23 protein-coding genes and 1 pseudogene are annotated in these 24,500 nt (G+C 60.6%); 14 read left to right on the top strand and 10 right to left on the bottom strand.

The features are described 5' to 3' along the window. Window positions 1-111 precede the first annotated feature (111 nt). From trxB to LWF01_RS17165, 3 genes are all read left to right on the top strand, one after another. Complete coding sequence (gene trxB / locus LWF01_RS17175) at window positions 112-1,068, top strand: thioredoxin-disulfide reductase (RefSeq protein ID WP_349638588.1); 957 nt, start codon at window positions 112-114, stop codon at window positions 1,066-1,068. Between the two features lie 56 nt (window positions 1,069-1,124). Then, a complete protein-coding gene (gene trxA / locus LWF01_RS17170) occupies window positions 1,125-1,445 on the top strand; it encodes a thioredoxin (protein ID WP_349638587.1) in 321 nt (106 codons plus the stop codon). A 62-nt stretch (window positions 1,446-1,507) separates the two neighbouring features. Next, the gene (locus LWF01_RS17165) at window positions 1,508-2,665 is read left to right on the top strand and encodes an N-acetylmuramoyl-L-alanine amidase (protein ID WP_349638586.1); all 1,158 of its coding nucleotides are present in this window, start codon (window positions 1,508-1,510) and stop codon (window positions 2,663-2,665) included. A gap of 2 nt (window positions 2,666-2,667) precedes the next feature. On the opposite strand, the gene LWF01_RS17160 is transcribed toward LWF01_RS17165, so the two are convergent. Next, entirely contained in the window at window positions 2,668-3,105 is a 438-nt protein-coding gene (locus LWF01_RS17160; protein ID WP_349638585.1) for a ribosomal maturation YjgA family protein, read from the bottom strand. A 125-nt stretch (window positions 3,106-3,230) separates the two neighbouring features. Then, a complete protein-coding gene (locus LWF01_RS17155) occupies window positions 3,231-3,830 on the bottom strand; it encodes a TetR/AcrR family transcriptional regulator (RefSeq protein WP_349638584.1) in 600 nt (199 codons plus the stop codon). A gap of 50 nt (window positions 3,831-3,880) precedes the next feature. On the opposite strand from LWF01_RS17155, the pseudogene LWF01_RS17150 reads away from it, so the two are divergent. The 3 genes and pseudogenes from LWF01_RS17150 to LWF01_RS17140 form a co-directional block, all read left to right on the top strand. Further along, window positions 3,881-4,180, top strand: a pseudogene (locus LWF01_RS17150) (DUF4345 domain-containing protein); the annotation flags it as partial. Window positions 4,181-4,548: 368 nt separating this feature from the next. Further along, on the top strand, window positions 4,549-5,814 hold the full coding sequence (locus LWF01_RS17145; RefSeq protein ID WP_349638582.1) for an aminotransferase-like domain-containing protein: 1,266 nt from the start codon (window positions 4,549-4,551) through the stop codon (window positions 5,812-5,814). Between the two features lie 25 nt (window positions 5,815-5,839). Then, window positions 5,840-6,820 carry a D-alanine--D-alanine ligase family protein gene (locus LWF01_RS17140; protein ID WP_349638581.1) on the top strand — a complete coding sequence of 327 codons (981 nt, stop codon included), beginning with the start codon at window positions 5,840-5,842 and terminating at the stop codon, window positions 6,818-6,820. A 93-nt stretch (window positions 6,821-6,913) separates the two neighbouring features. On the opposite strand, the gene LWF01_RS17135 is transcribed toward LWF01_RS17140, so the two are convergent. The 8 genes from LWF01_RS17135 to rpmH form a co-directional block, all read right to left on the bottom strand. Continuing rightward, entirely contained in the window at window positions 6,914-7,930 is a 1,017-nt protein-coding gene (locus LWF01_RS17135) for a ParB/RepB/Spo0J family partition protein (protein ID WP_349638580.1), read from the bottom strand. After that, the gene (locus tag LWF01_RS17130; protein ID WP_349638579.1) at window positions 7,923-8,819 is read right to left on the bottom strand and encodes a ParA family protein; all 897 of its coding nucleotides are present in this window, start codon (window positions 8,817-8,819) and stop codon (window positions 7,923-7,925) included. The genes LWF01_RS17135 and LWF01_RS17130 overlap by 8 nt, the downstream gene beginning before the upstream one ends. Before the next feature lie 323 nt (window positions 8,820-9,142). Beyond that, window positions 9,143-9,817 (bottom strand): 16S rRNA (guanine(527)-N(7))-methyltransferase RsmG, encoded by a 675-nt coding sequence (gene rsmG, locus LWF01_RS17125; RefSeq protein ID WP_349638578.1) that lies wholly within the window; start codon window positions 9,815-9,817, stop codon window positions 9,143-9,145. Window position 9,818: 1 nt separating this feature from the next. Then, window positions 9,819-10,379, bottom strand: a complete 561-nt coding sequence (locus LWF01_RS17120) for a Jag family protein (RefSeq protein WP_349638577.1) — start codon at window positions 10,377-10,379, stop codon at window positions 9,819-9,821. Beyond that, a complete protein-coding gene (gene yidC / locus LWF01_RS17115; RefSeq protein WP_432761974.1) occupies window positions 10,376-11,482 on the bottom strand; it encodes a membrane protein insertase YidC in 1,107 nt (368 codons plus the stop codon). The genes LWF01_RS17120 and yidC overlap by 4 nt, the downstream gene beginning before the upstream one ends. Further along, window positions 11,482-11,895: a membrane protein insertion efficiency factor YidD gene (yidD, locus tag LWF01_RS17110; RefSeq protein ID WP_349638576.1), complete on the bottom strand. Its 414-nt coding sequence runs from the start codon at window positions 11,893-11,895 to the stop codon at window positions 11,482-11,484. Before yidD ends, yidC begins: the two co-directional genes overlap by 1 nt. Continuing rightward, window positions 11,892-12,272: a ribonuclease P protein component gene (gene rnpA, locus LWF01_RS17105; protein ID WP_349638575.1), complete on the bottom strand. Its 381-nt coding sequence runs from the start codon at window positions 12,270-12,272 to the stop codon at window positions 11,892-11,894. Before rnpA ends, yidD begins: the two co-directional genes overlap by 4 nt. A gap of 9 nt (window positions 12,273-12,281) precedes the next feature. Next, on the bottom strand, window positions 12,282-12,419 hold the full coding sequence (gene rpmH / locus LWF01_RS17100) for a 50S ribosomal protein L34 (protein ID WP_034225701.1): 138 nt from the start codon (window positions 12,417-12,419) through the stop codon (window positions 12,282-12,284). A 360-nt stretch (window positions 12,420-12,779) separates the two neighbouring features. Between rpmH and dnaA the strand changes: the two genes are divergently transcribed. The 8 genes from dnaA (at window position 12,780) to LWF01_RS17060 (ending at window position 24,411) form a co-directional block, all read left to right on the top strand. Then, window positions 12,780-14,234, top strand: coding sequence for a chromosomal replication initiator protein DnaA (dnaA, locus tag LWF01_RS17095; protein WP_349638574.1), 1,455 nt, complete (start codon window positions 12,780-12,782; stop codon window positions 14,232-14,234). A 450-nt stretch (window positions 14,235-14,684) separates the two neighbouring features. Then, complete coding sequence (gene dnaN / locus LWF01_RS17090; RefSeq protein WP_349638573.1) at window positions 14,685-15,803, top strand: DNA polymerase III subunit beta; 1,119 nt, start codon at window positions 14,685-14,687, stop codon at window positions 15,801-15,803. Window positions 15,804-15,909: 106 nt separating this feature from the next. Beyond that, complete coding sequence (gnd, locus tag LWF01_RS17085) at window positions 15,910-16,794, top strand: phosphogluconate dehydrogenase (NAD(+)-dependent, decarboxylating) (protein ID WP_349638572.1); 885 nt, start codon at window positions 15,910-15,912, stop codon at window positions 16,792-16,794. A 42-nt stretch (window positions 16,795-16,836) separates the two neighbouring features. After that, entirely contained in the window at window positions 16,837-18,015 is a 1,179-nt protein-coding gene (gene recF, locus LWF01_RS17080) for a DNA replication/repair protein RecF (RefSeq protein ID WP_349638571.1), read from the top strand. After that, the gene (locus LWF01_RS17075) at window positions 18,012-18,692 is read left to right on the top strand and encodes a DciA family protein (protein WP_349638570.1); all 681 of its coding nucleotides are present in this window, start codon (window positions 18,012-18,014) and stop codon (window positions 18,690-18,692) included. Before recF ends, LWF01_RS17075 begins: the two co-directional genes overlap by 4 nt. Before the next feature lie 268 nt (window positions 18,693-18,960). Next, on the top strand, window positions 18,961-20,991 hold the full coding sequence (gene gyrB, locus LWF01_RS17070; RefSeq protein ID WP_349638569.1) for a DNA topoisomerase (ATP-hydrolyzing) subunit B: 2,031 nt from the start codon (window positions 18,961-18,963) through the stop codon (window positions 20,989-20,991). Between the two features lie 67 nt (window positions 20,992-21,058). Further along, window positions 21,059-23,767 (top strand): DNA gyrase subunit A, encoded by a 2,709-nt coding sequence (gene gyrA, locus LWF01_RS17065; protein ID WP_432761973.1) that lies wholly within the window; start codon window positions 21,059-21,061, stop codon window positions 23,765-23,767. Continuing rightward, window positions 23,764-24,411, top strand: coding sequence for a DUF3566 domain-containing protein (locus LWF01_RS17060; protein WP_349638568.1), 648 nt, complete (start codon window positions 23,764-23,766; stop codon window positions 24,409-24,411). Before gyrA ends, LWF01_RS17060 begins: the two co-directional genes overlap by 4 nt. The last annotated feature ends 89 nt before the right edge of the window (window positions 24,412-24,500 follow it).

Below are 24,500 nucleotides of genomic sequence, written 5' to 3'. Positions count from 1 at the left end.
CCGTTTAGCGCACCGGCCGGGAACACAAAACGCACCAGCACAGTTGAGAGTATTACAAGGCAGCTTACGCCGACACCGATCAGCGCAAGAGCACAAACCTAAGGAAGTTTAGTGACCGACAACGCAACAGATGCCAGCGCCATCATTCACGACGTGGTCATCGTCGGATCCGGCCCTGCGGGATACACGGCCGCGATCTACACCGCGCGTGCCAACCTCAAGCCACTGGTCATCGCCGGCTCGGTGACCGCCGGTGGCGAGTTGATGAACACCACCGATGTCGAGAACTTCCCCGGTTTCCCTAAGGGCATTATGGGCCCCGACCTGATGGAAAACATGCGCGAACAGGCGGAGAAGTTCGGCGCCGAGGTGATCTATGACGACGTCAGCGAGTTGACCCTCGATGACTCGGTCAAGACGATCACCACCGCGCTCGGCACCACCGTGCGTGCCCGTTCCGTTATCCTCTCGACCGGCTCGGCGTACCGCGAACTCGGACTGCCTCGTGAAAAGGAGCTTTCCGGCCACGGCGTCAGCTGGTGCGCCACCTGCGACGGCTTCTTCTTCCGCGACCAGAACATCGTCGTGGTGGGCGGCGGCGACTCCGCCCTTGAAGAGGCAACGTTCCTGACCAAGTTCGCTTCCAAGGTCACGGTGATTCACCGCCGGAGCGAACTGCGCGCCTCGAAGGTCATGCAGGATCGTGCCTTCGCCGATGAAAAGATCGAGTTCCTGTTCGACCACGAAGTCGCCGAGATCCATGGTCAGTCGAAGGTCGAGGGCCTCGGAGTACGCAACACGCTGACCGGCGAGCTGTCCACGCTGGACGCTACCGGAATGTTTGTGGCAATTGGTTCCGATCCCCGAGTTTCGATATTCGCGGATCAGCTCACGCTGCGCGACGACGGCTATCTTTCCGTCGAGGGTCGCAGCTCGAAGACCGGGCTGCCCGGCGTTTTCGCTGCCGGCGACGTCATCGACCCGGTTTACCGGCAGGCCGTCACGGCCGCGGGTTCGGGATGCGTCGCCGCACTCGACGCGGAACACTACCTGGCTTCGCTCGTCTAGCCTCAGCCGGGTTACGACTAGACAAGATAACTCCACCAAAAGTAAGGAAAGCGATTATGTCTCAGGAAGTTACCGACAGCACCTTCGACGCCGAGGTTCTGCAGTCCGACAAGCCCGTCCTGGTCGACTTCTGGGCACCATGGTGCGGCCCCTGCCGCCAGGTCAGCCCCGTGGTCGATGAAATCGGTGTCGAGAACGCCGAGAAGCTGCATGTCGTCAAGGTCAACACGGACGAGAACATGCAGACCGCCGCCAAGTACGGAATCACGTCGATCCCGGCGCTGTACGTCTTCAACAAGGGCGAGGTGGTCAAGACGATCATCGGCGCGCGACCGAAGCCAGCCCTGTTGTCCGAACTCACCGAGTTCATCGCTTAGTCCTCGCCTGGGCCGGCTCTGCCCGGCGGTGATGGCCGAACTTCCGTGGAAAGACCGATCCAATGCGCACCAACGCCGAACGTCCCATCGCACTCATCCTGCGGCGCGGAGACCGCAGTTCGGCGCTGCCCTCGATTCGCGAGCAGCTGATTCGTTCCGGGTCGCAGATATCGCACCTTTCCCCGGCCGATGTCGACAACCCAGAGCTGTTCGATGATCACGTCGACGCGGCCGTGCGCGCCTTCCAGCAGGACCGGGGGCTGCTCGTCGACGGCGTGATCGGGCCGCAAACGGTACGCGCGTTGGACAGCGCACACTGGGCGCTTGGCGACCGGATTCTGCGCTTCGATCCGGTTCGCATCCTGCAAGGGGATGACGTGGTATCCCTGCAAAAGCGACTCCGTGACCTCGGCGTGTTCACCGGGCAGGTGGACGGAATGCTCGGCGTGGAAACGGAAGCTGCCTTGCGCGAGCTGCAACGTGGGCTGGGACTTACGGCGGACGGCGTCTGCGGGCCGGCCACGCTTCGCGGAATCTCGAAGCTGGGGCGTGCAGTTACCGGCGGAAATCCATTCGCGATGCACGAGGCCGAACGCGTGGTGAGTGCCGGCTCTTCGCTGGCCGGCAAAGTGATCGTCATCGAGTCCGGCGGCGAAAAGCCGAGCGCAGGCAACGGACTGCTGGAATCCAACGTTGCCGCCGACGTCGCCCGTCGGTTGGAGGGTCGACTCTCTGCCGTCGGCGCCGCCGCAATTGCCACTACCGATGCGAGTGCGATGTCCGCGGCGTTATCCGAAGACGTCGTCGCAGACATCTACCTCTCCATCCGCTGCGATGCGAGTCCGAGTGCCGAGCCGAACGGCTTCGCCACGTTCTACTACGGCAAGGACAACGACGCCGCGGATGCTTCACCGATCGGCGCCTCGCTGGCCGGGCTGATCCAGCGCGAAGTGATCGCCCGCACCGATCTGCTCGACTGCCGCTCGCACGCCCGGTCCTGGGATGTGCTGCGCAGGGTTCCGATGCCGGCGGTCCAGCTGGCGGTCGGCTACCTCTCCAATCCAGGCGACGCGCGTCGGCTTGCCGACCCTGCCTTCCGCGACACCGTTGCCGAAGCCGTTCTCGCTGCCATCCAGCGGCTGTACCTACCCGAAGATGATGATCGCCCCACCGGGACGCTCCGCGTCGATGAGGTGCTTGCCTACACCCGGCGTAAGTAGCCTCAGTGGGCGATGAGCTGTTGTTCGTCCGCTTTGCCGCTGCGACGCCTTGCCAGCCGTGCCGCTCCAGCGTCGCCGCCCAGGGCCGCCAGTACTCCACCCGCATAGGCCACGAGATCGACAGCTGAAAATGTCGTGCCAAGCACAAGCCGAAACGGTGCCCACCACGAGGCAAGCGCTGCGGGCAGGAGGGAGAGCTGAGCCAGTTCGATCAGCACACAGGCCAGAAGGGCGACCGACCCGACCCGAAGAATCGCGGCCCGTGGCCAGGCGAAGGCCAGAATCAGATAGACCAGGACGGCGTACAACCCATCGGCGACCAAACCTGCCGCGGTACCGGATCCGAGCAGGTGAACGGCCAGGCCTGCCGCCGTCACCAGTAGGCCAGTGGCGAACAGCATGGGTCGCCGCATCCCTCTGCCGTGCGCTTCGCCGCTCATCACTGCACTCTAACCTGTGGACTCTGTGCCCGGCATCGGCGGCAAGAAGCGGTAGACCCGCAGGCCGACTAGATGTTGCTGCTCAGAAGGTTGTTCACGGTCGCGAGTGCGCAGCCGGAAGACGGTCAGTGCACGGACGGTGTCTGAAGGACGCGGATGGCGGTGTCCACCCACGCCGAGACGAATGCCGAACGCTCGAAATTGCCTGGGGTCTTCTCGATGAGGGCGTAGAGGATAGGCCACTGGGTCAGAGCACTGATCAGTACCGTCGCGACAGCATCCGGATCCGACACGCTGGACACTCCGCCTGCCACCTGGCCCCTGATCCAGTCGGCCATCTCCGTGTAGACGTTCGATAACACACCATTCCAGAGTCGCTCCACGAGGTCTGGGTGGTGACCGAGGTCGCGAAGGAACACGCGAAGGATTGCCTTGTCCGCGGTCATCGATTCGATCACGCTCGATGCGATGACCTGCAAAGCCTCTCTGAGATCGGGCGGTAGCTCGCGGACAGTTGTGCTGCTGTTCTCGGCCAGGGATTCGAGATAGGCGTCAACCCCGGCTTCGAGTACGGCGTCCTTGCTGGTGAAGTGCTTGTAGAGGGCACCCGATCCACCGGTCAGCCCGGCGGCGATCTGGATGTCCGCCACCGACGTGCCGTCATAGCCGCGCTCAGCGAACAGGTGCATGGCGGCAGCGACTAGCGTGTCTCGTCTTGTTCCCATAAAGTGAGAGAGTAATCACTCTCATAAGACATGGCAAGAAACGGAACATCATGCAGCAGCGTGCGCTAATCATCGTCCTTGCGGTGCTCGGCGCGGTCGCGGTCTGCTCGGGGCTGTACGGGATCATTCTCGGCCCAGCGTTGGCACCGGGTGGCTCGTCGACGTCTTCCAGCGTGGACAGCGAGTACCGCTTCGTCAACGTGTTCTGGCTCGGAGCCGGCGCTGCCTTGTGGTGGTCGATATTCCGCCTCCGTGAACGAAGGGATGTGACGCGGACGATGCTCGCCCTAGCTTTCATCGGCGGATTGGCCCGGCTCCTCTCGGTCTTCGTCGTGGGATGGCCCAACCCGGTGTTCGTTGCCAGCATGGTCCTTGAGCTTGTGGTGGTCCCCTTAATCCTCTGGTGGCACGCGCGCGTTGTGGGCGTCAATGAAACCCGTGAGCCCATCTGTGCATCGCAACGCGCCGCTATCCCCGGAGGGTCGTCGCCGACTGGTTGAACGCTGTCGTTCGCGGCCAATTGCACACATTACCGATGCGAATCACACCCCAACCCGGGAGCTGCCGCGCCTTGTTTTTAGGCCCGCACAAAGGGTTTGGTCGTCATTCCATACCTTTAATACGTCCTAGTTTTCGCGGCTGGTTGCGACTTTCAACCTTTTGGCATGTTACGGTCGATATGTTGTGTTCTGGGGTATTCCCATAGGAGGTTGGATCGGTGGCACCAAATGACGGCACTCAGCTTGATCCCTGGGCTGGCTCATACGCGGCACGCGCAGTCGGTTTGGTGTCATCGGAGGTACGCGCGTTGTTCAGCGTTGCCTCCCGACCGGATGTAGTCAACCTGGGGGGTGGATCTCCCTATGTGAGCGCCCTGCCACTCGACGATATTGCCGAACTGTGCGCTCGGCTCGTCCGGGAGCGTGGCGCGGAAGCGCTGCAGTACGGCACCGGGCAAGGGACCGAGGAACTGCGGGAACAAATTTCGCTGGTGATGGAGCGCGAAGGCATAGTCGCCCATCCCGACGATCTCGTCGTGACCACCGGATCCCAGCAGGCGCTCGACCTGGTCAGCAAGGTCTTTCTCGATCCGGGAGATGTCGTCGTCGCAGAAGGGCCGAGCTACGTTGGCGCCCTCGGCACCTTCACCTCTTACCAAGCGGATGTAGTGCATGTCGAGATGGACGACGACGGCCTCATTCCCGAGCAGCTGGAAGAAACTCTGCGCCGATTGGCCGTTGAGCGACGGCGGCCAAAACTGCTCTACCTGATTCCGAACTTTCAGAATCCTTCGGGTGTCACACTGAGCGGGCCACGCCGGATTCAGATTCTCGAAATAGCCCGCCGACATAAGCTGCTGGTTATCGAAGACAATCCGTACGGGCTGATTTCGTTCGACTCGGAGCCGTTGCCGGCGCTACGCTCGCACGACGAAGACGGCGTAATCTATCTCGGCTCATTCTCGAAGACCCTTGCCTCGGGCCTCCGAGTCGGTTGGGCTGCCGCTCCCCCCGCGATCCGCGAGAAGCTGGTTTCAGCCAGTGAATCAACAGTTCTCAGTCCCAGCATGTTCAACCAGCTCGTGGTCTCAACCTACCTGGCAAACAACGACTGGGACGGCCAGATAAAGGTGTTCCGCGAACTGTATCGTGAACGGCGCGACGCACTATTGCAGGCCCTTGCAGACTTCGTACCGCAGGCAAGGTGGACGCGGCCAGCTGGAGGGTTCTTTGTCTGGATGACACTGCCGACCGGGATGAACTCCAAGCTCATGCTGCCCCGAGCTGTTTCTGAGCGAGTGGCCTATACACCGGGCACCGGATTCTTCGCGGATGGCAGGGGCTCCGGCCACCTGCGGCTGGCGTACAGTGGACCTACTCCGGATCGGATTCGGGAAGGGGTACGCCGCCTGGCAACAGTGATTGACGCCGAGCAGGAGATGCTAACCACCTTCACGGGCGAAGTCCCGATTATTGCCGGTTGATCGACTGCCTAACCGAAAGGGCACCATGCCTGCTGAACCGCATGTCGTGATCATCGCCGGGGGATCGTCCCATGAACGGGAAGTCTCGCAGCGCTCCGGCCGCCGGATTGCCGACGCCCTTCGGCACACCGGTGCGCACGTCGAGACGATCGACGTGGAGACCGGTATGCTCGAACACCTTCGCGACTCGAAACCCGACCTGGTCTGGCCAACCCTGCACGGCGTAATGGGTGAAGACGGTACTATCGCTGATCTGCTCAATCTACTGCGTTTGCCTTACATCGGTTCAAAACCTAGATCAGCCGCGCTGAGTTGGAATAAGAGCTTGGCCAAGAATGCGGTCGAGGCTGCCGGGGTCGCTGTACTGCCCGATGTTGTGCTGCCGAAGAGCAGCTTCCGAGAGCTCGGTGCGACGGCGATCCTTGGAGCCTTGACGTCGGCAATGCCGCTTCCACTTAGTGTGAAGCCGGTGATGGCAGGTTCGTCGCAGGGTTTTACCCTGGTGACGTCCGATCTCGAGCTCACACCGGCAATGGTTACCTGTTTTGGCTACGGCGAAGCTGCCCTGATCGAACCGGCCGTGTCAGGAACCGAAATTTCGGTCGGCGTGCTTGACCTCGGCGACGGCCCGGCCACCTTGCCGGCCGTCGAGATCGAGGCAGTCGGCGGTTCTTATGACTACGATGCCCGCTACACTGCCGGGGCCAGCCGGTTTCATATTCCGGCCCGTGTTTCACGTGAAACATTGTCCACGGTAGCGTTAGCCGCACTCGCTGCATTCCGGGCGCTGGATCTGCGCCATATCGCCCGAATCGACTTCATCGTGGATACGGACGGCCGGGCCTGGTTCCTGGAGGCGGACACCGCCCCTGGAATGACCGAGACCTCCATCCTTCCGCGGGCAATTCTGCAAAACAGCGAGCCTGCTTCGTCTCCCACTCAGGTATTGGCTCCGGTGTATCGCCAGCTGGTGGACACCGTGCTGGCGACTAGCGTCCGTTCCTGAACCTCCGGACCGCACGGCACCCGAGCAAGCGATAGGGCCAGAATGCAGACGCATTCCGGCCCTCCTCGGGTTAGCCGCATCACGGCGGGATACCTACTCCGCGCTGGCCGCAGCCTGCAGGCTCAGCTCGTCCAGTATCCGATGCAGGTCGTCCATGCTGGCGAACTCCACACTCAGCTTGCCCTTCTTCGCGCCAAGGCTGATCTGGACCCTGGTATCCAGCCGGTCACCGAGCCGCACAGCCAGGTCATCCAGCTCAGGATGACGGGTGCCAGCTCTGGGTTTGTTTCGCCGAGCCGGTTCCTCTCTGGACGCCAGCAGCACTTCTTCCTCGGTCGCCCTCACGGATAGGCCCTCAGCGACGATTCGCTGGGCCAGAACCTCCATCGCCGCACCATCGGCGAGACCGAGCAGCGCACGGGCATGGCCCGAGGACAGTACACCAGCCGCAACTCGACGCTGAACCAGTGGCGGCAGCTTCATGAGCCGCAGGGTGTTGCTGATCTGCGGCCTGGAACGGCCGATCCGCTCGGACAACTCGGCCTGAGTACAACCGAAGTCATCCAGTAACTGCTGGTATGCCGCTGCCTCTTCCAAGGGATTCAGCTCGCTGCGGTGCAAGTTCTCCAGCAGAGCATCACGGAGCAGGTTCTCGTCGTCGGTCTCGCGGATTATCGCCGGGATCGTCTCCAACCCCGCCGCCACCGTGGCGCGCCATCGGCGCTCACCCATAATCAGTTCGTACTTTGTCTCACTGGCGGCACTTGGCCGAACCACAATTGGCTGCAGCACGCCGATCTCCTTGATCGAGTGCACCAACTCACTGAGCGCGTCTTCCCCGAACACCTGCCGAGGCTGGCGCGGGTTCGGGACAATGTCCGAGACATTCAGCTCTGCGAACTCGGCCCCGGGAACTGCAACCAGGTCCGCGTCCGATGTTTCACGTGAAACATCGTCTGAATGCCCGTTAGACGATCCGGCGACCGCCTTGCGACTCGCTCCGTCCCCATTCGACGAGCCGAAGAACATATCCGACGGCCGGTCCTTCGGAGCGCCAGCTGGAATCAGCGCGCCCAGGCCCTTCCCGAGGGCCTTTCTCTTTTCACTCACTCTTCGCGCCTCTTTCTGCGATCTCTTCTGCGGCTTCAAGATATGACAGCGCGCCGCTGGATGCCTGATCGTAGGTGATCACCGTCTGCCCGTAGCTGGGCGCCTCGGAGATGCGCACCGAGCGCGGAATAGCGGCATTCAACACTTGCTCGGGAAAATGCTCCCTGACGTCCTCGGCGACCTGCGACGCGAGATTCGTTCGCCCGTCGAACATGGTCAGCAGGATCGTCGATACCGCGAGCTCCGGGTTCAAGTGCTTCTGAATCAATTCAATATTCGACAGCAATTGGCTTAAGCCCTCCAACGCGTAGTACTCGCACTGAATTGGAATAAGGACTTCGCCGGCGGCAACGAACGCGTTGACCGTAAGCAATCCCAGGCTAGGCGGGCAGTCAATGAAAACGTAATCGACACGCTCATCCTGCTCTTCGCATTCTCGCAAGTAGCGGTTCAACGCACGCGCCAATCGCTGTTCCCTGGCCACCAGGGAAACCAGCTCGATCTCGGCGCCAGCCAGGTGGATGGTCGCCGGGGCGCAGCGGAGGTTCGACAGATCCGGACAATCCTGGACGACGTCCTTTAGTTCATAATCGTTGATTACCACGTCGTAGACGCTGTCGACCTCGGCGTGATGTGGGACGCCAAGCGCAGTGGACGCGTTCCCCTGGGGATCGATGTCGATTACCAGTACCCGCAATCCGGCCTTCGCCAGTCCCGCAGCGATGTTCACGGTCGTTGTGGTCTTTCCGACGCCACCCTTTTGATTCGCAACGGTGAAGATCCTCGTGTTCACCGGCCGCGGAAAGCTGCTGCCTTGTAACCGACGCAGTCTCCGGTTGTCCCGGGCGATTTCGGCACCTAACGGCGTGGTTTCATCTAGATCAGGCAAGGAGCTCTCTCCGATTGAGTGTAAATCCCGTGCTGGGAAGTTGGCCGGTTCGGCTTCTGCCATAGTTTCGCGTGCTTTTGTTGAGCCGGTAGCTGCCGCCGGTTCCGCGGAGCTGGTCGGTGAGTTGCCCGTCGGGACGGTCGCGCGCTCTGGCATCTTCACCGAAGCAGCTACTTCAGCCGCGGATGTTTCACGTGAAACATCTTCCGGATGAACGGTCTCTGCCGGGACTGCCACTGCTTCCGATCGAGGCCGGGTCCAGCCAAGAGGGGCCGGACTCACAACTGCCCGATCACCGGGCCATCCAACTGAACCGCGCACCTTCACCCTTTTCTTAATGAACCAGGAACCTTGCCACCATTCTGCCCGACGATGACCTCAACCACCCGAGTGGGTACCTCAAGCAGTCCCGCGCCAACAGTAACAATCTTTTTCTCCGATGCGCCGAATGACCGTAACGCCTGTCCTGCCTTACGAATCTCTTCTTCGGCAGCCTGACCCTTGATCGCCAATAGCCGGCCGCGGGGGCCAAGTAACGGAAGCGTCCATGGCACCAGCCCGGACAGGGCGGCGACGGCACGTGCCGTGGCGACTGAGAATCGTCGCGTTCCTGCAAGCTCTTCCGATCGGGCACGGACGACTTCGACGTTGTGCAAGCCGAGATCGGCCACAACCATCTCCAGCCACTGCACCCGTCGAGCGAGTGGCTCTACCAAGGTGAATGCGGTATCCGGCCTACGGATCGCCATCGCAATCCCAGGCAGACCGGCCCCCGAGCCCACGTCCACTACTGTGTCATCCGCATCGACCAGGTCTGCGACAACAGCGCAGTTCAGAATGTGCCGGTCCCATAGCCGGGGTACCTCCCGTGGACCGATAAGTCCCCACTCGACGCCGGTGGTCGACAGATGACTGGCATACTCACGCGCAGTTGATATCGCATCACGATAGACTTCGCCGGCTACTGTCGGCTCACCTTGGAGCTCTGCAGCGTCCACGTCAGGCAGGGTAGACCACGACGTGTCGATTGTCGCCCTGGCCATCTGATTCGCTCCGAAGCCCGGCATCGGCGACCGCATCGTGAACTACTTTTCGTTCAAAGGCATTCATCGGCCGACAGGCTACCGACTCGGCTCCCGCCTGGACATCGGCAATCGCCTTGTTCGCTATCGTTTCCAGCTGAGTCTTCTGCTCCTGCCGGAAGCCGGCGACATCCAACATCAGACGGCTGCGTTCTCCGGTTGTGGTTTGCACCGTTAGCCGGGTCAGCTCCTGCAACGCGTCGACAACTTCACCCGAACGTCCGACCAACCGGGAAAGATCAGAGTTCTGCTCTTCGGACACAATCGCTACCTGGGCTCGGCCCCCGACGACATCAATATCGATATCGCCATCGATATCGGCAATGTCGAGCAGTTCCTCAAGGTAATCAGCCGCGATCTCGCCCTCTTCCTCAAGAGTCGCCGCAGTCGTCTCGCCATCCACCGCGTCTGGTTCGACGTCTGGTTCCAGCTCCGCTGCCGAGGGCTTGCCTGGTTCTGCCAATGCTGAATCTGTCATGGGGACTCCTTCTGAGGCTTATTCTGCTTCTTGGGCGAGCTCGTCGGCTTGGACTGATTGCCTTTTGGCTTATTTTGCGGCGCTTTGTTCTGGTTAGGCGCCTTTTGACCGGGCTTGTCCGCGCTTGGTCTGCTCTGGTTCGGAGTAGTCGGCGCCGTTTTCGGCTTTACCCGATCTTTTCGCACCGGCTGCTGACGCTGTCCCCGGGGCTGCTCAGGCTCGTCATCGGCTTCGAGCTTTTTCATGCCCGGCAGCGGAGACTTGCCCTTCTTCACCCGGCGCTCCATAAGTGCCTTCTCGGCGGGAGAACCGGGCGATGGCATCCGCTGAATTACGTAGAACTGCTGACCCATGGTCCACAGGTTTGAAACCAGCCAGTAGATGAGCACACCGACCGGGAAGTTGACGCCACCCACCGCGAATACGATCGGGAATAGGTAGAGCATCATCTTCTGCTGCTTCATGAACGGGTTGTTCATTGCGGCTTCAGACATGTTCTTCGCCATGATCTGCTTCTGCGTGATGAACTGCGATGCAGACATCAGCAGGATCATGATGACGGTCAGGATCTTCACGTTGAGGTCAGGGCTGCTCAGGAAGGTTGCGGACAGCTGAGCGCCGAAGATGGTCGAGCTCTCAATTTGTCCAGCGATATCAGCCGTGATCGGGCCGAGTGGATCCAGCTTGCCCGTGGCGATATCGGGCAATGTGTGCAGTACCCGGAACAACGAGAAGAAGATCGGCATCTGGGCCAGGATCGGCAGACAGGACGAGAAGGGGCTTGTGCCGTGTTTCTTGAACAGCGCCATCTGCTCCTGAGCCATTGCCTGCCGGGAGAAGGAGTCAGTCTTTCCCTTGTATTTGGCCTGCAGCTTCTGCACCTCTGGCTGGACGAGCTGCATAGCCCGCTGGGCCTTGATCTGGCGAACGAACAGCGGGATCAGCACGATCCGGATTACGAGCACAAGACCCACGATGGACAGCGACCAGGTCCACCCGGAAGCGGCGTCCATGCCAACATACTTCAGTCCCTCGTGGAAGAAGAACAGTATGTATGCCACTACCCACTTGATCGGGAAGAGAATTGTGTCGAGCCATTCCATCAAATACTCCTAGTGCCGTACGGCGGGCGAACGGTCAGGGGTGAAAAGGACATCCTCTTGGAGTCCTTATGGTCGTTCCGGCACATCGCCGAAGCCCGAATTTCTCCGGGATCGGCAGGCTGTAAGCCTGGTTCGCCGGATGCGGCCGCGATCCGTCTGGACACCAGCTCTGCCTCGGAGCCGTGGACGTGGTCGACGCCACCCTTGCTCCAGGGATTGCACCGCAGCAGACGCCACGCTGTCATGAAAAATCCTTTAAACACTCCATGCACGGCAAACGCGTCGAGCGCATAGGCCGAGCAGGACGGGTAGTACCGGCATACGTTGCCGTAGAGCGGAGATATCACCGTGCGGTATGCCATCAGCAACCAGACGAAAGGGTACCTCGGCGCCCGAAGCAGTCGATTGATCACTGCCGGTCCTCTGCGTTGGCCGAACTTCCCGATTCCGACTGGATCCGCCCGAACCGCTTGAGGCCGCCGAGAACCTCGACCTCGAGATCACCGAATGCCGCATCCGCAGCGCCCGGAAGGGCACGGATAACCAACATTGCTCCTCCAGGTAGTTGATCACGATGTCTGGCTACTATCGCCCGCAATCTACGTTTAACGAGATTGCGGGCGACGGCGTTCCCAACGGCCTTTGATACAACGAAGCCCACGCGCTCGGCGTGGGTCTCGGTGTCGATATACAGATGCACGACAAGGCGCTTGGCTCCAAACCGCTTTCCCTTCCGGAAAACAAGTGAGAAGTCCTGGCTGCGCCTCAAACGGTGTTCTCGCGGGAGCACCTTTCGAACTTATGCAGAAAGTTCGGTGCGACCCTTGCGACGACGTGCGGCCAGGATGGCGCGGCCGGCGCGAGTCCTCATCCGAAGACGGAAGCCGTGCGTCTTGGCGCGACGGCGATTGTTGGGCTGGAAAGTCCGCTTGCTCACTGTGTAACTCCGCTTTTTCGATTGGCCGTGAGGCCGAGGTCATCGGTAATACTGCTGGTCGTACGAGTCAATCACCACGCCACAATCTCCACGAATCTCTACGCAAGCAGGCATCTGACCGCACCGGTCCATGCGAAAAAACCAATCCGCACAGACCTAACAACGGTACGGGGCGGACAGGTATCGGGTCAAATAGCGCCGGGCAAACTCCGCGGCTCTTCGAACCAGCCTACACACTCCACAGAACTTTCCACAGAGGTGGATAGCCAGCCGACCTGTATCGAACTGGCGTTATACACAAACTGTGGAAAACTGTGTGGACATGATCCCGTACCTCATCGACTTCCGAGAGTGAACCACATGCCAGCAGACGACGAATCGATCGACCTGCCCAAGGTCTGGTCAAATGTCCTCACCCGGCTTCTTGCCGATGACAGTATTTCCCGCCAGCAAAAGGGATTCCTGTCCAACGCGAAACCCCGCGGGCTGGTCGGACGGGAAATGGTCGTTCTGCTGGCTCAGAACGAACTCACCAAGTCGACCCTGGAACGCCAGCTCCGCGACCACCTCGGTTCGGCATTCTCCGAGGAACTCGGCTTTCCGGTTTCTTTCGCCATCGCCGTCGAACCCGGCCTCGATGCAGACGAGTTGCCCGCATCTGAGCCAGAACCGGCAAGGCCGACCAGGCCGGAACAGTCCGAAGTACAGCTACCGCCATCAAGGATCCGGCAGGAATCGACCCAAAGCACCGATCCTGCGGCGACACCCACCCGGCTGAACAACAAGTACACCTTCGACACATTCGTTATCGGGGCATCCAACCGCTTTGCGAACGCGGCAGCTGTCGCCGTCGCGGAGGCGCCGGCCAAGGCGTACAACCCGCTCTTCATCTACGGAGAATCAGGTCTCGGTAAAACACACCTGCTGCATGCGATCGGCCACTACGCAATGACGTTGTATCCCGGCATCCGGGTCCGGTATGTGAACTCCGAAGAATTCGTCAACGACTTCATCAACACCATCGGTGACAACAAGACGTCTGCGGCCCTTCGGCCGGCCTTCCAGCGCCGCTACCGGGAAGTCGACATTCTGATGATCGACGATATCCAGTTCCTACAGGGCAAAGACGCAACCATCGAAGAGTTCTTTCACACCTTCAACGCGTTGCACAACGAAGAGAAACAGGTCGTCATCACCTCGGATCTGCCACCCAAGCAGCTGCAGGGGTTCGAAGAGCGGCTCAGGTCACGCTTCGAATGGGGTCTGCTCACTGACGTGCAACCGCCGGACCTCGAAACCCGGATCGCCATCCTCCGTAAGAAGGCAGCCGCTGAGCGTCTCGACGTTCCCCCGGAGGTGCTCGAATACATCGCCAGCCGGATCTCTTCGAACATCCGGGAGCTCGAAGGCGCCTTGATCCGGGTTACCGCTTTCGCCAACCTCAACCGACAACAGGTCGACGTTTCATTGGCAGAAATAGTGCTCAAGGACCTGATCTCGGATGAGAACACCCCTGAGATCACCGCGACCGCGATCATGGGGCAGACCGCGGCCTATTTCAGCCTCACCCTCGATGACCTCTGCGGGGCGTCAAGATCCAGGACACTTACGACCGCCCGGCAGATTGCGATGTACCTCTGCCGTGAACTCACCGATTTGTCCCTGCCGAAGATCGGCCAGGAATTCGGCGGCCGGGATCACACCACGGTGATGCACGCGAACAAGAAGATCAGGGACCAGATGGCTGAACGCAGGGCCATTTTTACTCAAGTCACCGAATTAACCAACCGCATCAAACAACAACATAAGGCCTAAACCCAACTGTTCACATGTGTGGATAACTCTGTGGGTATCCTCTGGATAGATAGCTCCCCGCTATGGACAGCGAGCTAACAGCCGGTGGACGGTTGTGGGCGGAGCAGTGGTCATCCACAGCCACCACCGCGGTGTCCTGCCACCATCCACGCCCTCATCAACACAGCTGGATAGCGGTTTTTTCCCCGGGAGAATGCGGATCTTGAAGCTCCGTCCACAGAATCCACAAGTGCTATTACAACTACGACCTAGCTATAGATTTGTTATTCACAACGCACAAGTTACGCCGAGCTGCTCTCCCCCGGCATTGAGCGTGGGCTGAACTACAAGAGTCTGCCGGTGAGACACTTTTATCTAGCGCTTCCCAACGGCTACAGTCATGCAAGTAGTGTGGCTCCAGACCAGCCATCCCAAACCTGAAAGTCAAAGAAATCCGAGAAGAGGAAAAACGTGAAGCTGCGCGTTGACCGTGATGTGCTCGCAGAAGCTGTTACCTGGGCTGCACGGTCCTTGCCGCAGAGGCCCCCAATGCCAGTGCTGTCTGGTCTCATGCTCGAGGCAGACGTGCAGGGAACTGTGACACTGGCAAGCTTCGACTACGAGGTTTCTGCCAAGGTCGAGTTGGCTGCCGAAGTCAGTGAGGCAGGCAAAGTCCTGGTCTCTGGCCGGTTGCTGGCCGACATCTCCAAGAGCCTGCCTTCGGCTCCGGTCGAGCTGGAAACCAATGGCAGCAAGGTCGAAGTCACTTGTGGTTCGAGCCACTTCACCCTGATGACCATGCCGGTCGATGAATACCCCGCCCTGCCGGAACTCCCCGCTGCATCCGGCATCGTCGATAGTGCCGTGTTCGCAGAAGCAGTCAGCCAGGTCACCATGGCAACCAGCCGGGATGACACGCTGCCGATTCTCACCGGCGTCCGGGTTGAGATCGAGGGCGAAAAGATGACGCTGTTGGCAACTGATCGCTACCGGCTCGCGGTTAGGGAACTCACCTGGCGTCCTTCACGTCCCGATCTGTCTGCCGTCGCCTTGGTCCGAGGACGCACGCTGTCTGATGTCGCGAAGACACTCGGCGGGGACGTCACCGTCGCACTGAGCGAAAACGGTGGACGGGAACTGATCGGATTTTCCTCTGCCGGACGCCAGTCCACATCGCTTCTGGTCGACGGTGACTACCCGAAGGTTCGCTCACTCTTCCCTGAGTCGGTGCCGATCTTCGCCGTCGTTGCGACAGCGCAGCTACTCGAAGCGGTTCGACGGGTGGCCCTGGTAGCCGAGCGGAATACGCCGATCCGGTTCAAGTTCTCGCAGGGAAATCTGACTCTGGAAGCGGGGGCGGGCGATGATGCCCAGGCCTCGGAAGCGGTGGAATCCACCTTGCACGGCGAGGATATCTCGGTCGGATTCAACCCCTCTTTCATCATCGAAGGACTCGGTGCCCTTGGCGCCGACTTCGTTCGGTTCTCCTTCACCACCCCGATGAAACCGGTGGTGATCTCAGGCCAGAAGGCAGCCGAAGGCGAGGATGACATTGGGTATCGCTACCTGATCATGCCGATCCGGATCTGAGTTATATCCGGGTTTCATTCGCCGGCGTGATGCCTGCGGGTGGCAAACCGCAATCCACTTAAAGTGTCCCAAGGATGTGACCGACGACCTTTCGAGGAGATTGAAAATGCAGCTGGGACTGATTGGCCTTGGAAAAATGGGCTTCAATATGCGGGAGCGCCTGAAAAAGGGCGGCATTGAGGTCATTGGATACGACCAAGATCCGGAGATCAGCGATGTGTCGTCGCTCGATCAGCTGATCGAGCGCCTTGAAGGCCCACGGGCGATCTGGGTAATGGTTCCGGCCGGAAATGTCACGTCCTCGGTGATCGAGGAACTCGGGGAGAAGCTCGATCAGGGTGATTTGGTGATCGATGGCGGCAACTCACGGTTCACCGATGATGCCAAGCACGCCGAGCGCCTGGCTGAACTGGGCATCGACTTCATCGATGTGGGTGTCTCCGGCGGCATTTGGGGTCTGGATAACGGTTACGGACTGATGGTCGGCGGCGAAGCAGAAACAGTGCAGCGACTGATGCCGGTATTCGATGTGCTGCGTCCTGAAGGTCCGCGGGAACTCGGCTTCGTGCACGCCGGAGATGTTGGTGCCGGCCACTACGCGAAGATGGTGCATAACGGCATCGAGTATGGTCTGATGCAGGCCTATGCCGAAGGTTTCGAACTGCTTGATTCCAAGGACATCGTCAAGGATGTCACCGGAACCCTGAAGGCCTGGACCCACGGAACCGTTGTTCGATCCTGGCTGTTGGACCTGCTGGTCAAGGCACTTGAGGAAGATCCGGGCCTCGACGACATCGCCGGCTACGTGGAAGACTCGGGCGAAGGGCGCTGGACCGTGATCGAAGCTCTGGACAGCGCTGTTCCCGCTCCCGCGATTACAGCGGCGATCTTTGCCCGGTTCGCCTCCCGGCAGGACGACTCTCCCGCTATGCGCGCCGTCGCGGCGCTGCGTCATCAGTTCGGTGGCCACGCGGTAAAACCCGCCGAATAGGTTCGCACACGATTGGGATTAGTGAAGGGATGACGACGTGCGATGTATGTTTCACAACTCGCGCTGGGTGATTTCCGGTCCTATTCCGCCGTCGATCTGAAGCTCGCGCCCGGCACGACAATTTTCGTCGGAGCAAATGGTCTCGGCAAAACCAATCTGGTCGAGGCTATCGGGTATCTGGCGACGCTGGGCTCGCACCGAGTGTCTTCGGATGTGCCGCTAGTGCGAGCTGAACAAGAGGCAGCCATTATTCGGGCGCAGGTGTTCCGGGGTGAAAGGACGGCTGTCCTTGAAGTTCAGATCAACGTCAAGGGAAGTAATAAGGCCCGGATCAACCGGAATGTGGTTAAGCCACGTGAGTTGTTAGGCATGTTGACCACGGTCTTGTTCGCGCCCGAGGACCTTGCACTCGTCAAAGGTGATCCCGGTGAGCGACGCCGTTTTCTCGATGATCTACTCGTCGCGCGGTCGCCGAGGTTCGCCGCTGTACGCAGCGACTACGAGCGGGTGCTCAAACAGCGAAACGCACTATTGAAGAGCGCGCGGATTGGCGGCAGCTCGGAATCGAAGTCAGCAACACTCGACGTTTGGGATCACCACCTATCCCAGGCCGGCGCCCAGTTACTGGCCGGAAGACTCCGTCTCGTCGACGAACTACGGCCGCATGTCGCTTCCGCCTACGCCCACGTATCCGGCGAGTCGGCTCCGCAGCGCCGGCTTACAGATATCCGGTATAGGAAAAGTACTGAGAGCGGGCCGGCTGATCAGGCAGGTTCCAACCCTGGCGATCCACCGGCAGAAGCTACGCAGACTGCTGAATATCTCGCCGTGGAACTGGCGGAGGCATACAGGCTTGGCCGGCAACAGGAGATCGATCGCGGCAACTCACTCTTTGGACCGCACCGGGACGATCTGGAACTTCAGCTCGGGAACATCCCGGCCAAGGGGTACGCAAGTCATGGTGAGTCCTGGTCATATGCGCTCGCCCTTCGGCTGGCAAGTTTTGAATTGCACAAGGCCGATGCCTTCGGCAAGGAGAACTGGCCGGTTCTGATCCTGGACGACGTGTTTGCAGAGTTGGATGTGCACCGGCGGGCCCGGCTCGCCGGCATGGTGGCGACTGCCGAGCAGGTCCTGATCACGGCAGCCGTCGAGGACGACATTCCGGCTGTGCTTGCCGGTGAACGGGTTCAGGTTCAGTACGGAGCTGTCGGCCCGTGAGTGACACATTTGGACGGCGAGGCAGGAAAAAATCCGATCCGAGCGCGGAGGCGGATTCGTCTCGAGCCGGTTCGCCGACGTCCGGTTCGCCGGCGTCCGAGCCGCCAGAGTCCGAGTCGCAGTCATGGCCGAAGGTTGCCGGACCCAAGTTGCCTACGGAACCTATCGCCGAGATTGAGGCGGACCCTGCCAGTCTGGCGCTGAATCGGGCACGTGCCGCGGCCAAGGAAAAGGGTCTGCGTCCGGGCCGGGCAGGCAAGAAGATTTCCCGGAACTATGGGAGGACTATTCCCGGCAGATCCGGTCCGGGACCGGACGAGCGGGATCCGCAGGCGATGCAGGGCATTATGCAGCGACTGATCGCCGAGCGTGGCTGGTCGACATCTGTCAATGTCGGTTCGGTGATGGGGCGATGGCCGGAAATCGTTGGCCGGCAGGTTGCCGAGCACAGCAAGCCGGTTTCCTTCGATAAACAGGTCCTGATTGTGGCTGCCGATTCAACCGCCTGGGCTACCCAGTTGCGGCTCATGGTGCCGGCGTTGCTGAAGCGCCTTGCCGAGGAACTCGGGGATGGTGTCGTGGAGCAGGTGAAAATTCAGGGCCCAGCGGCGCCCAGTTGGAAACGTGGAAGGTATCGGGTGCACAACACCAGGGGACCTCGCGACACCTACGGTTGATCGGCGAAGTCGCATCCGGCTAATCGCCGCAGAGAGGCGATGAACGCCCTCCGTGCACGATCCAGTCCGTCAATAGGTCCCAAAACGTCAGAAATCTGGGTTTCCGGGCCGCAGAGGACGCATTGAGCTGATCCATTAGGTAGGATGGAACAGGTTCATTTGGTGACTTTAAAGCCTCTCACTGGTTCTTTACCGTGCGAGGGCGTGCGAGGTTGCCCTTATTTTGTCCTGCTTGAGGGCAGGTTTACCGCGAGGAGCACGGCCACATATGGCAGCCGACGAGAACAAGCCGCATTACGACGCAAGTGACATCACAGTTCTCGAAGGATTAGAAGCCGTAAGAAAGCGGCCCGGTATGTACATCGGGTCCACCGGTGAGCGGGGCCTGCACCACCTGGTTTATGAAATCGTCGACAACTCGGTAGATGAGGCGCTGGCCGGCTACTGCTCGCATATCCAGGTCGTCCTCCAGGCAGATGGCGGAGTACGGGTCAGCGATGACGGCCGAGGTATCCCGGTCGCGATGCATCCGGTGGAGAAGATGCCGACCGTCGAAGTCGTTCTGACAAAGCTGCATGCCGGCGGCAAGTTCGGCGGCGGAGGCTATGCCGTTTCCGGCGGGTTGCATGGCGTGGGAAGCTCGGTAGTCAACGCCCTGTCCACCGACCTGCGCGTTCTGATCAAGCGCGATGGTTATGTCTGGGAGCAGGAGTATCAGGTCGGTGCCCCGAGCACGGAGCTCAAGCGCGGCGAAGCCACCCCCGAGACCGGAACTACCGTGACGTTCTGGGCGGACAATACGATTTTTGAAAGCGTTGAGTACACCTTCGAAACCCTGCGGGCCCGGTTCCAGCAGATGGCCTTCCTTAACAAGGGCCTGCGAATCACGCTGACCGACGAGCGGGCGGGTAAGGCAGATGAGGATGAGGACGAGCTGAGCCTCGGTGTGTCCACCGCTGACGAGGCGGGAAACGATGAGGCCCGGGCCGAGCTGAAGCGCAATGTCAGCTACATGTATGAGCATGGCTTGCTCGATTACGTCGCCCACCTGAACAAGTCGAAGAAGGTCGAACTGATCAATGACGAGATCATTGCCTTCGAATCGGAAGACGTTGAGAAGAAGATCGCCGTAGAGATCGCGATGCAGTGGACATCGGCCTATTCGGAATCGGTGCACACCTACGCCAACACGATCAATACCCATGAGGGCGGAACGCACGAAGAGGGTTTCCGCACCGCGCTCACCTCGCTGATAAATACCTACGCCCGTGATCAGAAGCTGCTACGGGAGAAGGATGACAATCTGACGGGTGATGACATCCGTGAGGGGCTAACCGCCGTGATCAGCATCAAGCTCGGCGAGCCCCAGTTCGAGGGGCAGACCAAAACAAAGCTCGGTAACACCGAGGCCAAGGGCTATGTGCAGAAAGTGGTCCGCGACGAGCTGGGACACTGGCTCGAATCCAATCCGGGCCAGGCCCGTGAGGTTGTGCGTAAGGGGATGCAGGCCTCCCAGGCGCGGCTCGCCGCCCGGAAGGCCCGTGAGGCCACGCGTCGTAAAGGACTGATGGAGTCCGGTGGAATGCCGGGCAAGCTCAAGGATTGCCAGTCGAAGGACCCTTCCATCTCAGAGGTGTTCATCGTCGAGGGTGATTCCGCCGGCGGCTCGGCCGTGCAGGGCCGGAACCCGGAGACCCAGGCCATCCTGCCGCTGCGCGGAAAGATCCTGAATGTGGAAAGGGCAAGGCTGGACCGGGCGCTTGGCAACAATGAGGTGCAGGCGTTGATCACCGCCTTCGGAACCGGCATCGGTGAGGAATTCGACCTGGCGAAACTGCGCTATCACAAGATCGTGCTGATGGCCGATGCCGACGTCGACGGTCAGCACATTTCGACACTGCTGTTGACCCTGATTTTCCGCTACATGAAGCCGCTGATTGAACACGGTTTCGTCTATCTGGCGACTCCTCCGCTCTACCGGTTGAAGTGGTCGAATGCGCCGCACGATTACGCCTATTCGGATCGGGAACGCGATGCCTTGCTGACGGAAGGACGCGCCGCCGGCCGCCGGCTGCCGAAGGACCAGGCAATTCAGCGCTACAAGGGCCTCGGTGAAATGAACTACCACGAGTTGTGGGACACCACTATGGACCCGGAACATCGCCTGCTCAAGCAGGTCACCCTGGACGACGCGGCGTCGGCCGACGACATTTTCTCCGTGCTGATGGGTGAAGATGTCGAGGCGCGCAGGAACTTCATTCAGCGCAATGCCAAGGACGTTCGGTTCCTGGATATCTGATCTGCCAGGCCCGTCCATGGGCCAGCAACGCCATTTCAACAAACCAGCACTTTAAGAAGAGGATCGTGTGAGCGAGCAAACCCCACCTGAGGGCACCGAAGAGACCGTGCCGGGCTCGGCTGACGGTGTGATAGCGGCGACGGATCGGGTCGACCAGGTCGACCTGCAGCTGGAGATGCAGCGGTCGTACCTTGACTATGCGATGAGCGTTATCGTCGGCCGCGCGCTACCGGACGTTCGGGACGGTATGAAGCCGGTGCACCGACGGGTGCTGTACGCAATGTTCGATGGTGGCTACAGGCCGGAACGCTCGTTCAACAAATGTTCCCGCGTCGTCGGTGACGTAATGGGCCAATACCATCCGCATGGCGACACGGCGATCTATGACGCCATGGTGCGTCTCGTGCAGCCGTGGTCGATGCGCTACCCGTTGATCGACGGCCAGGGAAACTTCGGCGGGGCAGGCAACGACTCGGCCGCCGCGCCGCGGTACACCGAGTGCAAGATGGCGCCGCTGGCGATGGAAATGGTGCGGGACATTGAAGAAGACACCGTCGATTTCCAGGACAATTACGACGGCCGCAACCAGGAACCGGTCTACCTGCCGAGCCGCTTCCCCAACCTGCTGGTCAACGGGTCTGCCGGTATTGCCGTCGGTATGGCGACGAACATTCCGCCGCACAACCTGCGCGAGGTTGCGGCAGGCGCGCAGTGGATCCTGGCCAACCCGGATGCGACAAAGTCCGAAACGCTTGAAGAACTTCTGACCATCGTCAAAGGCCCGGATTTCCCTTCCGGCGCGCTGATCCTGGGCCGCCGGGGAATTGAAGATGCCTACCGGACCGGGCGTGGTTCGATCACCCAGCGGGCCGTCGTGAACGTGGAGGAAATCCAGGGGCGTACCTGCCTCGTCGTCACCGAGCTGCCTTACCAGGTGAATCCGGACGCCCTGGCCGCGAAGATTGCGGATTACGTCAAGGACGGCAAGGTTGCCGGCATTGCAGATCTGCGGGATGAAACCTCGGGACGTACCGGCCAGCGGCTGGTAATCGTGCTCAAGCGCGACGCTGTTGCCAAGGTTGTTCTGAATAACTTGTACAAGCACACCCAGCTACAGGAGAACTTCTCCGCGAACATGCTGGCGCTCGTCGACAACGTTCCGCGCACGCTCAGCTTGGATGCTTTCCTGAAGCTGTGGGTCGAACACCAGATCATTGTCATCGTGCGGCGTACCCGGTTCCGGCTGCGCAAGGCCGAAGAACGCGCGCACATCTTGCGTGGTTACCTCAGGGCCCTGGACGCGCTCGACGAGGTCATCGCCCTGATCCGCCGCTCGCCGAGTTCGGAAGAGGCACGCAGCGGACTGATGGAACTGCTCGCCGTCGATGAAATCCAGGCGAACGCCATCCTCGATCTGCAGCTTCGCCGACTTGCCGCTCTGGAACGGATGAAGATCCAGGAAGAAGCCGGCAAGATTGAAAAACTGATCGCTGAGTACAACCACATTCTGGCAACTCCTGGCCGGCAGCGCGAGATCGTCAGCGAGGAACTGCAGGAAATCGTCGACCGCTATGGCGACGACCGGCGAAGCGAGATCCTGCTCGGCTACGACGGCGACGTGTCGATGGAGGATCTGATTCCGCAGGAGCAGGTCGTCGTCACGATCACCCGGGGTGGATACGCCAAGCGGACGCGCAGCGACAACTACCGGCAGCAGCATCGCGGTGGCAAGGGAATCAAGGGTGCCAGCCTGCGCGGGACCGACCTGGTGGAGCACTTCTTTGTAACCACTACGCACCACTGGCTGTTGTTCTTCACCAACAAGGGGCGGGTCTACCGGGCCAAGGCATATGAACTGCCCGATGGTAGCCGGGAGTCGAAGGGCCAGCATGTTGCGAACCTGCTGGCGTTCCAGCCCGGCGAGGAAATTGCCCAGGTGCTGGCGCTCACCGACTATCAGCAGTCGCCGTACCTCGTTCTGGCCACGAAGGCAGGTTTGGTCAAGAAGACCCGGCTGACCGAATACGACTCGAACCGTACCGGCGGGGTTATCGCGATCAATCTGCGCGAAACCGCCGACGGCAGCCCGGACGAATTGGTTTCGGCACGTTTGGTCTCGGAGACGGATGATGTGCTTCTGGTATCCCGGAAGGGACAGTCGGTTCGGTTCACCGCCTCGGATGGCGCACTGCGGCCGATGGGTCGTGCGACATCGGGTGTCACCGGGATGAAATTCCGGGATGGCGACGAACTGCTCGCCCTCGACGTGGTCACCGACGATTCGTTTGTGTTTGTCGTCACCGAAGGCGGATTCGCCAAGCGCACTCCGGTCAGCGAATATCGCGTCCAGGGGCGTGGCGGACTGGGAATCAAGGTCGCCAAGCTTGTCGAGCAGCGAGGCGATCTGGTCGGTGGGCTGATCGTGTCGGAGGACGACGAAGTGCTCGTGGTGATGGAACGCGGTAAGGTAGTGCGATCTGCGGTGACTGAAGTTCCTGCCAAGGGACGTGACACCATGGGCGTCGTCTTTGCCAAGCCGGACAAGAATGACCGGATTATCGCCGTCGCACGCGGAGCCGACAACGTGGTGGCCGCTGAAATTGAGACTCAGGCGATTGACAGCGAAAACGGCGACGACGAAGGCGGGAACCTGAGCCCGGATGCGATAGCGTCTGCAGATAGCCCGGTTGACGACACGGTGGAGAACGGTGACCAAACTGTCGAATCGGACGCCGGAACGAACAATGAGACACCAATTGACGGAGGAAGCCAGTGAGTAAGCCATCTGGTGCATCGCGACCGGCCGCTGGCACCACCAACCAGCGTGGCCCTGCCAAGCCGGCAACTGCCCAGCTGCCGAAGGCCAAGCAGTCGACCGCAGCCGCTCGCGCCAGCCAGGCTGAGAATCAGCTCAGCCAGGCGGTCAACGGGAAGCCGGGATCGAAGAGTGCCCCGCAACGCACCAAAGCGCCTGCTCCGCCACAGAACTCACAGCGTCCAGGGACGGCAAAAGCTTCGGTCGGAGGTTTAGGCGTGGAGACGAAGACGAAGTCGACCGGTCCCCGGAAGATCCGGCTCACCGTCAGCCGGGTCGACCCGTGGTCCGTTATGAAGCTGTCGTTCCTGATGTCGGTCGGCATCGGCATCGCGATCGTCGTCGCGGCGATCGTGTTGTGGCTGGTGCTGGATGCGACCGGAGTTTTCGACAAGATCGGCAGCACCCTCGCGGAGATTGCCGGCAGTGAGAACCCGATCAACGTGGTCGAGGCGTTCGCCCTGAGCCGGGTGGTCTCCATTGCGACGGTGATTGCGATTGTCGATGTCATCCTGATTACCGCCTTGTCGACGCTGGTGGCGTTCATCTACAACCTTGGCTCCACCTTGGTCGGTGGCTTCGCCCTGACGCTGACCGACGAATAGTGTGTGCTTGGGGATGATCGATGACCGGTCTCCGATTGGTAATCACGACGAGGATTAGGTAGAGTTTTTCCTCGGGTCATCCCGCACTT

Source organism: Saxibacter everestensis (genome assembly GCF_025787225.1).
GTDB classification, from domain to species: domain Bacteria; phylum Actinomycetota; class Actinomycetes; order Actinomycetales; family Brevibacteriaceae; genus Saxibacter; species Saxibacter everestensis.
Note: the sequence above shows the minus strand (reverse complement) of the source record. Positions and strands in the feature narration are given on the sequence as shown.

Bases quoted from the DNA above. Each gene is read 5' to 3' on its own strand.
- LWF01_RS17165 (WP_349638586.1), top strand. From the start codon at position 1,508: ATGCGCACCAACGCCGAACGTCCCATCGCACTCATCCTGCGGCGCGGA.
- gyrB (WP_349638569.1), top strand. From the start codon at position 18,961: ATGGCAGCCGACGAGAACAAGCCGCATTACGACGCAAGTGACATCACA.
- dnaA (WP_349638574.1), top strand. From the start codon at position 12,780: ATGCCAGCAGACGACGAATCGATCGACCTGCCCAAGGTCTGGTCAAAT.
- trxA (WP_349638587.1), top strand. From the start codon at position 1,125: ATGTCTCAGGAAGTTACCGACAGCACCTTCGACGCCGAGGTTCTGCAG.
- gnd (WP_349638572.1), top strand. From the start codon at position 15,910: ATGCAGCTGGGACTGATTGGCCTTGGAAAAATGGGCTTCAATATGCGG.
- LWF01_RS17160 (WP_349638585.1), bottom strand. From the start codon at position 3,105: ATGAGCGGCGAAGCGCACGGCAGAGGGATGCGGCGACCCATGCTGTTC.
- LWF01_RS17120 (WP_349638577.1), bottom strand. From the start codon at position 10,379: ATGACAGATTCAGCATTGGCAGAACCAGGCAAGCCCTCGGCAGCGGAG.
- LWF01_RS17140 (WP_349638581.1), top strand. From the start codon at position 5,840: ATGCCTGCTGAACCGCATGTCGTGATCATCGCCGGGGGATCGTCCCAT.
- recF (WP_349638571.1), top strand. From the start codon at position 16,837: ATGTATGTTTCACAACTCGCGCTGGGTGATTTCCGGTCCTATTCCGCC.
- LWF01_RS17155 (WP_349638584.1), bottom strand. From the start codon at position 3,830: ATGGGAACAAGACGAGACACGCTAGTCGCTGCCGCCATGCACCTGTTC.
- yidC (WP_432761974.1), bottom strand. From the start codon at position 11,482: ATGGAATGGCTCGACACAATTCTCTTCCCGATCAAGTGGGTAGTGGCA.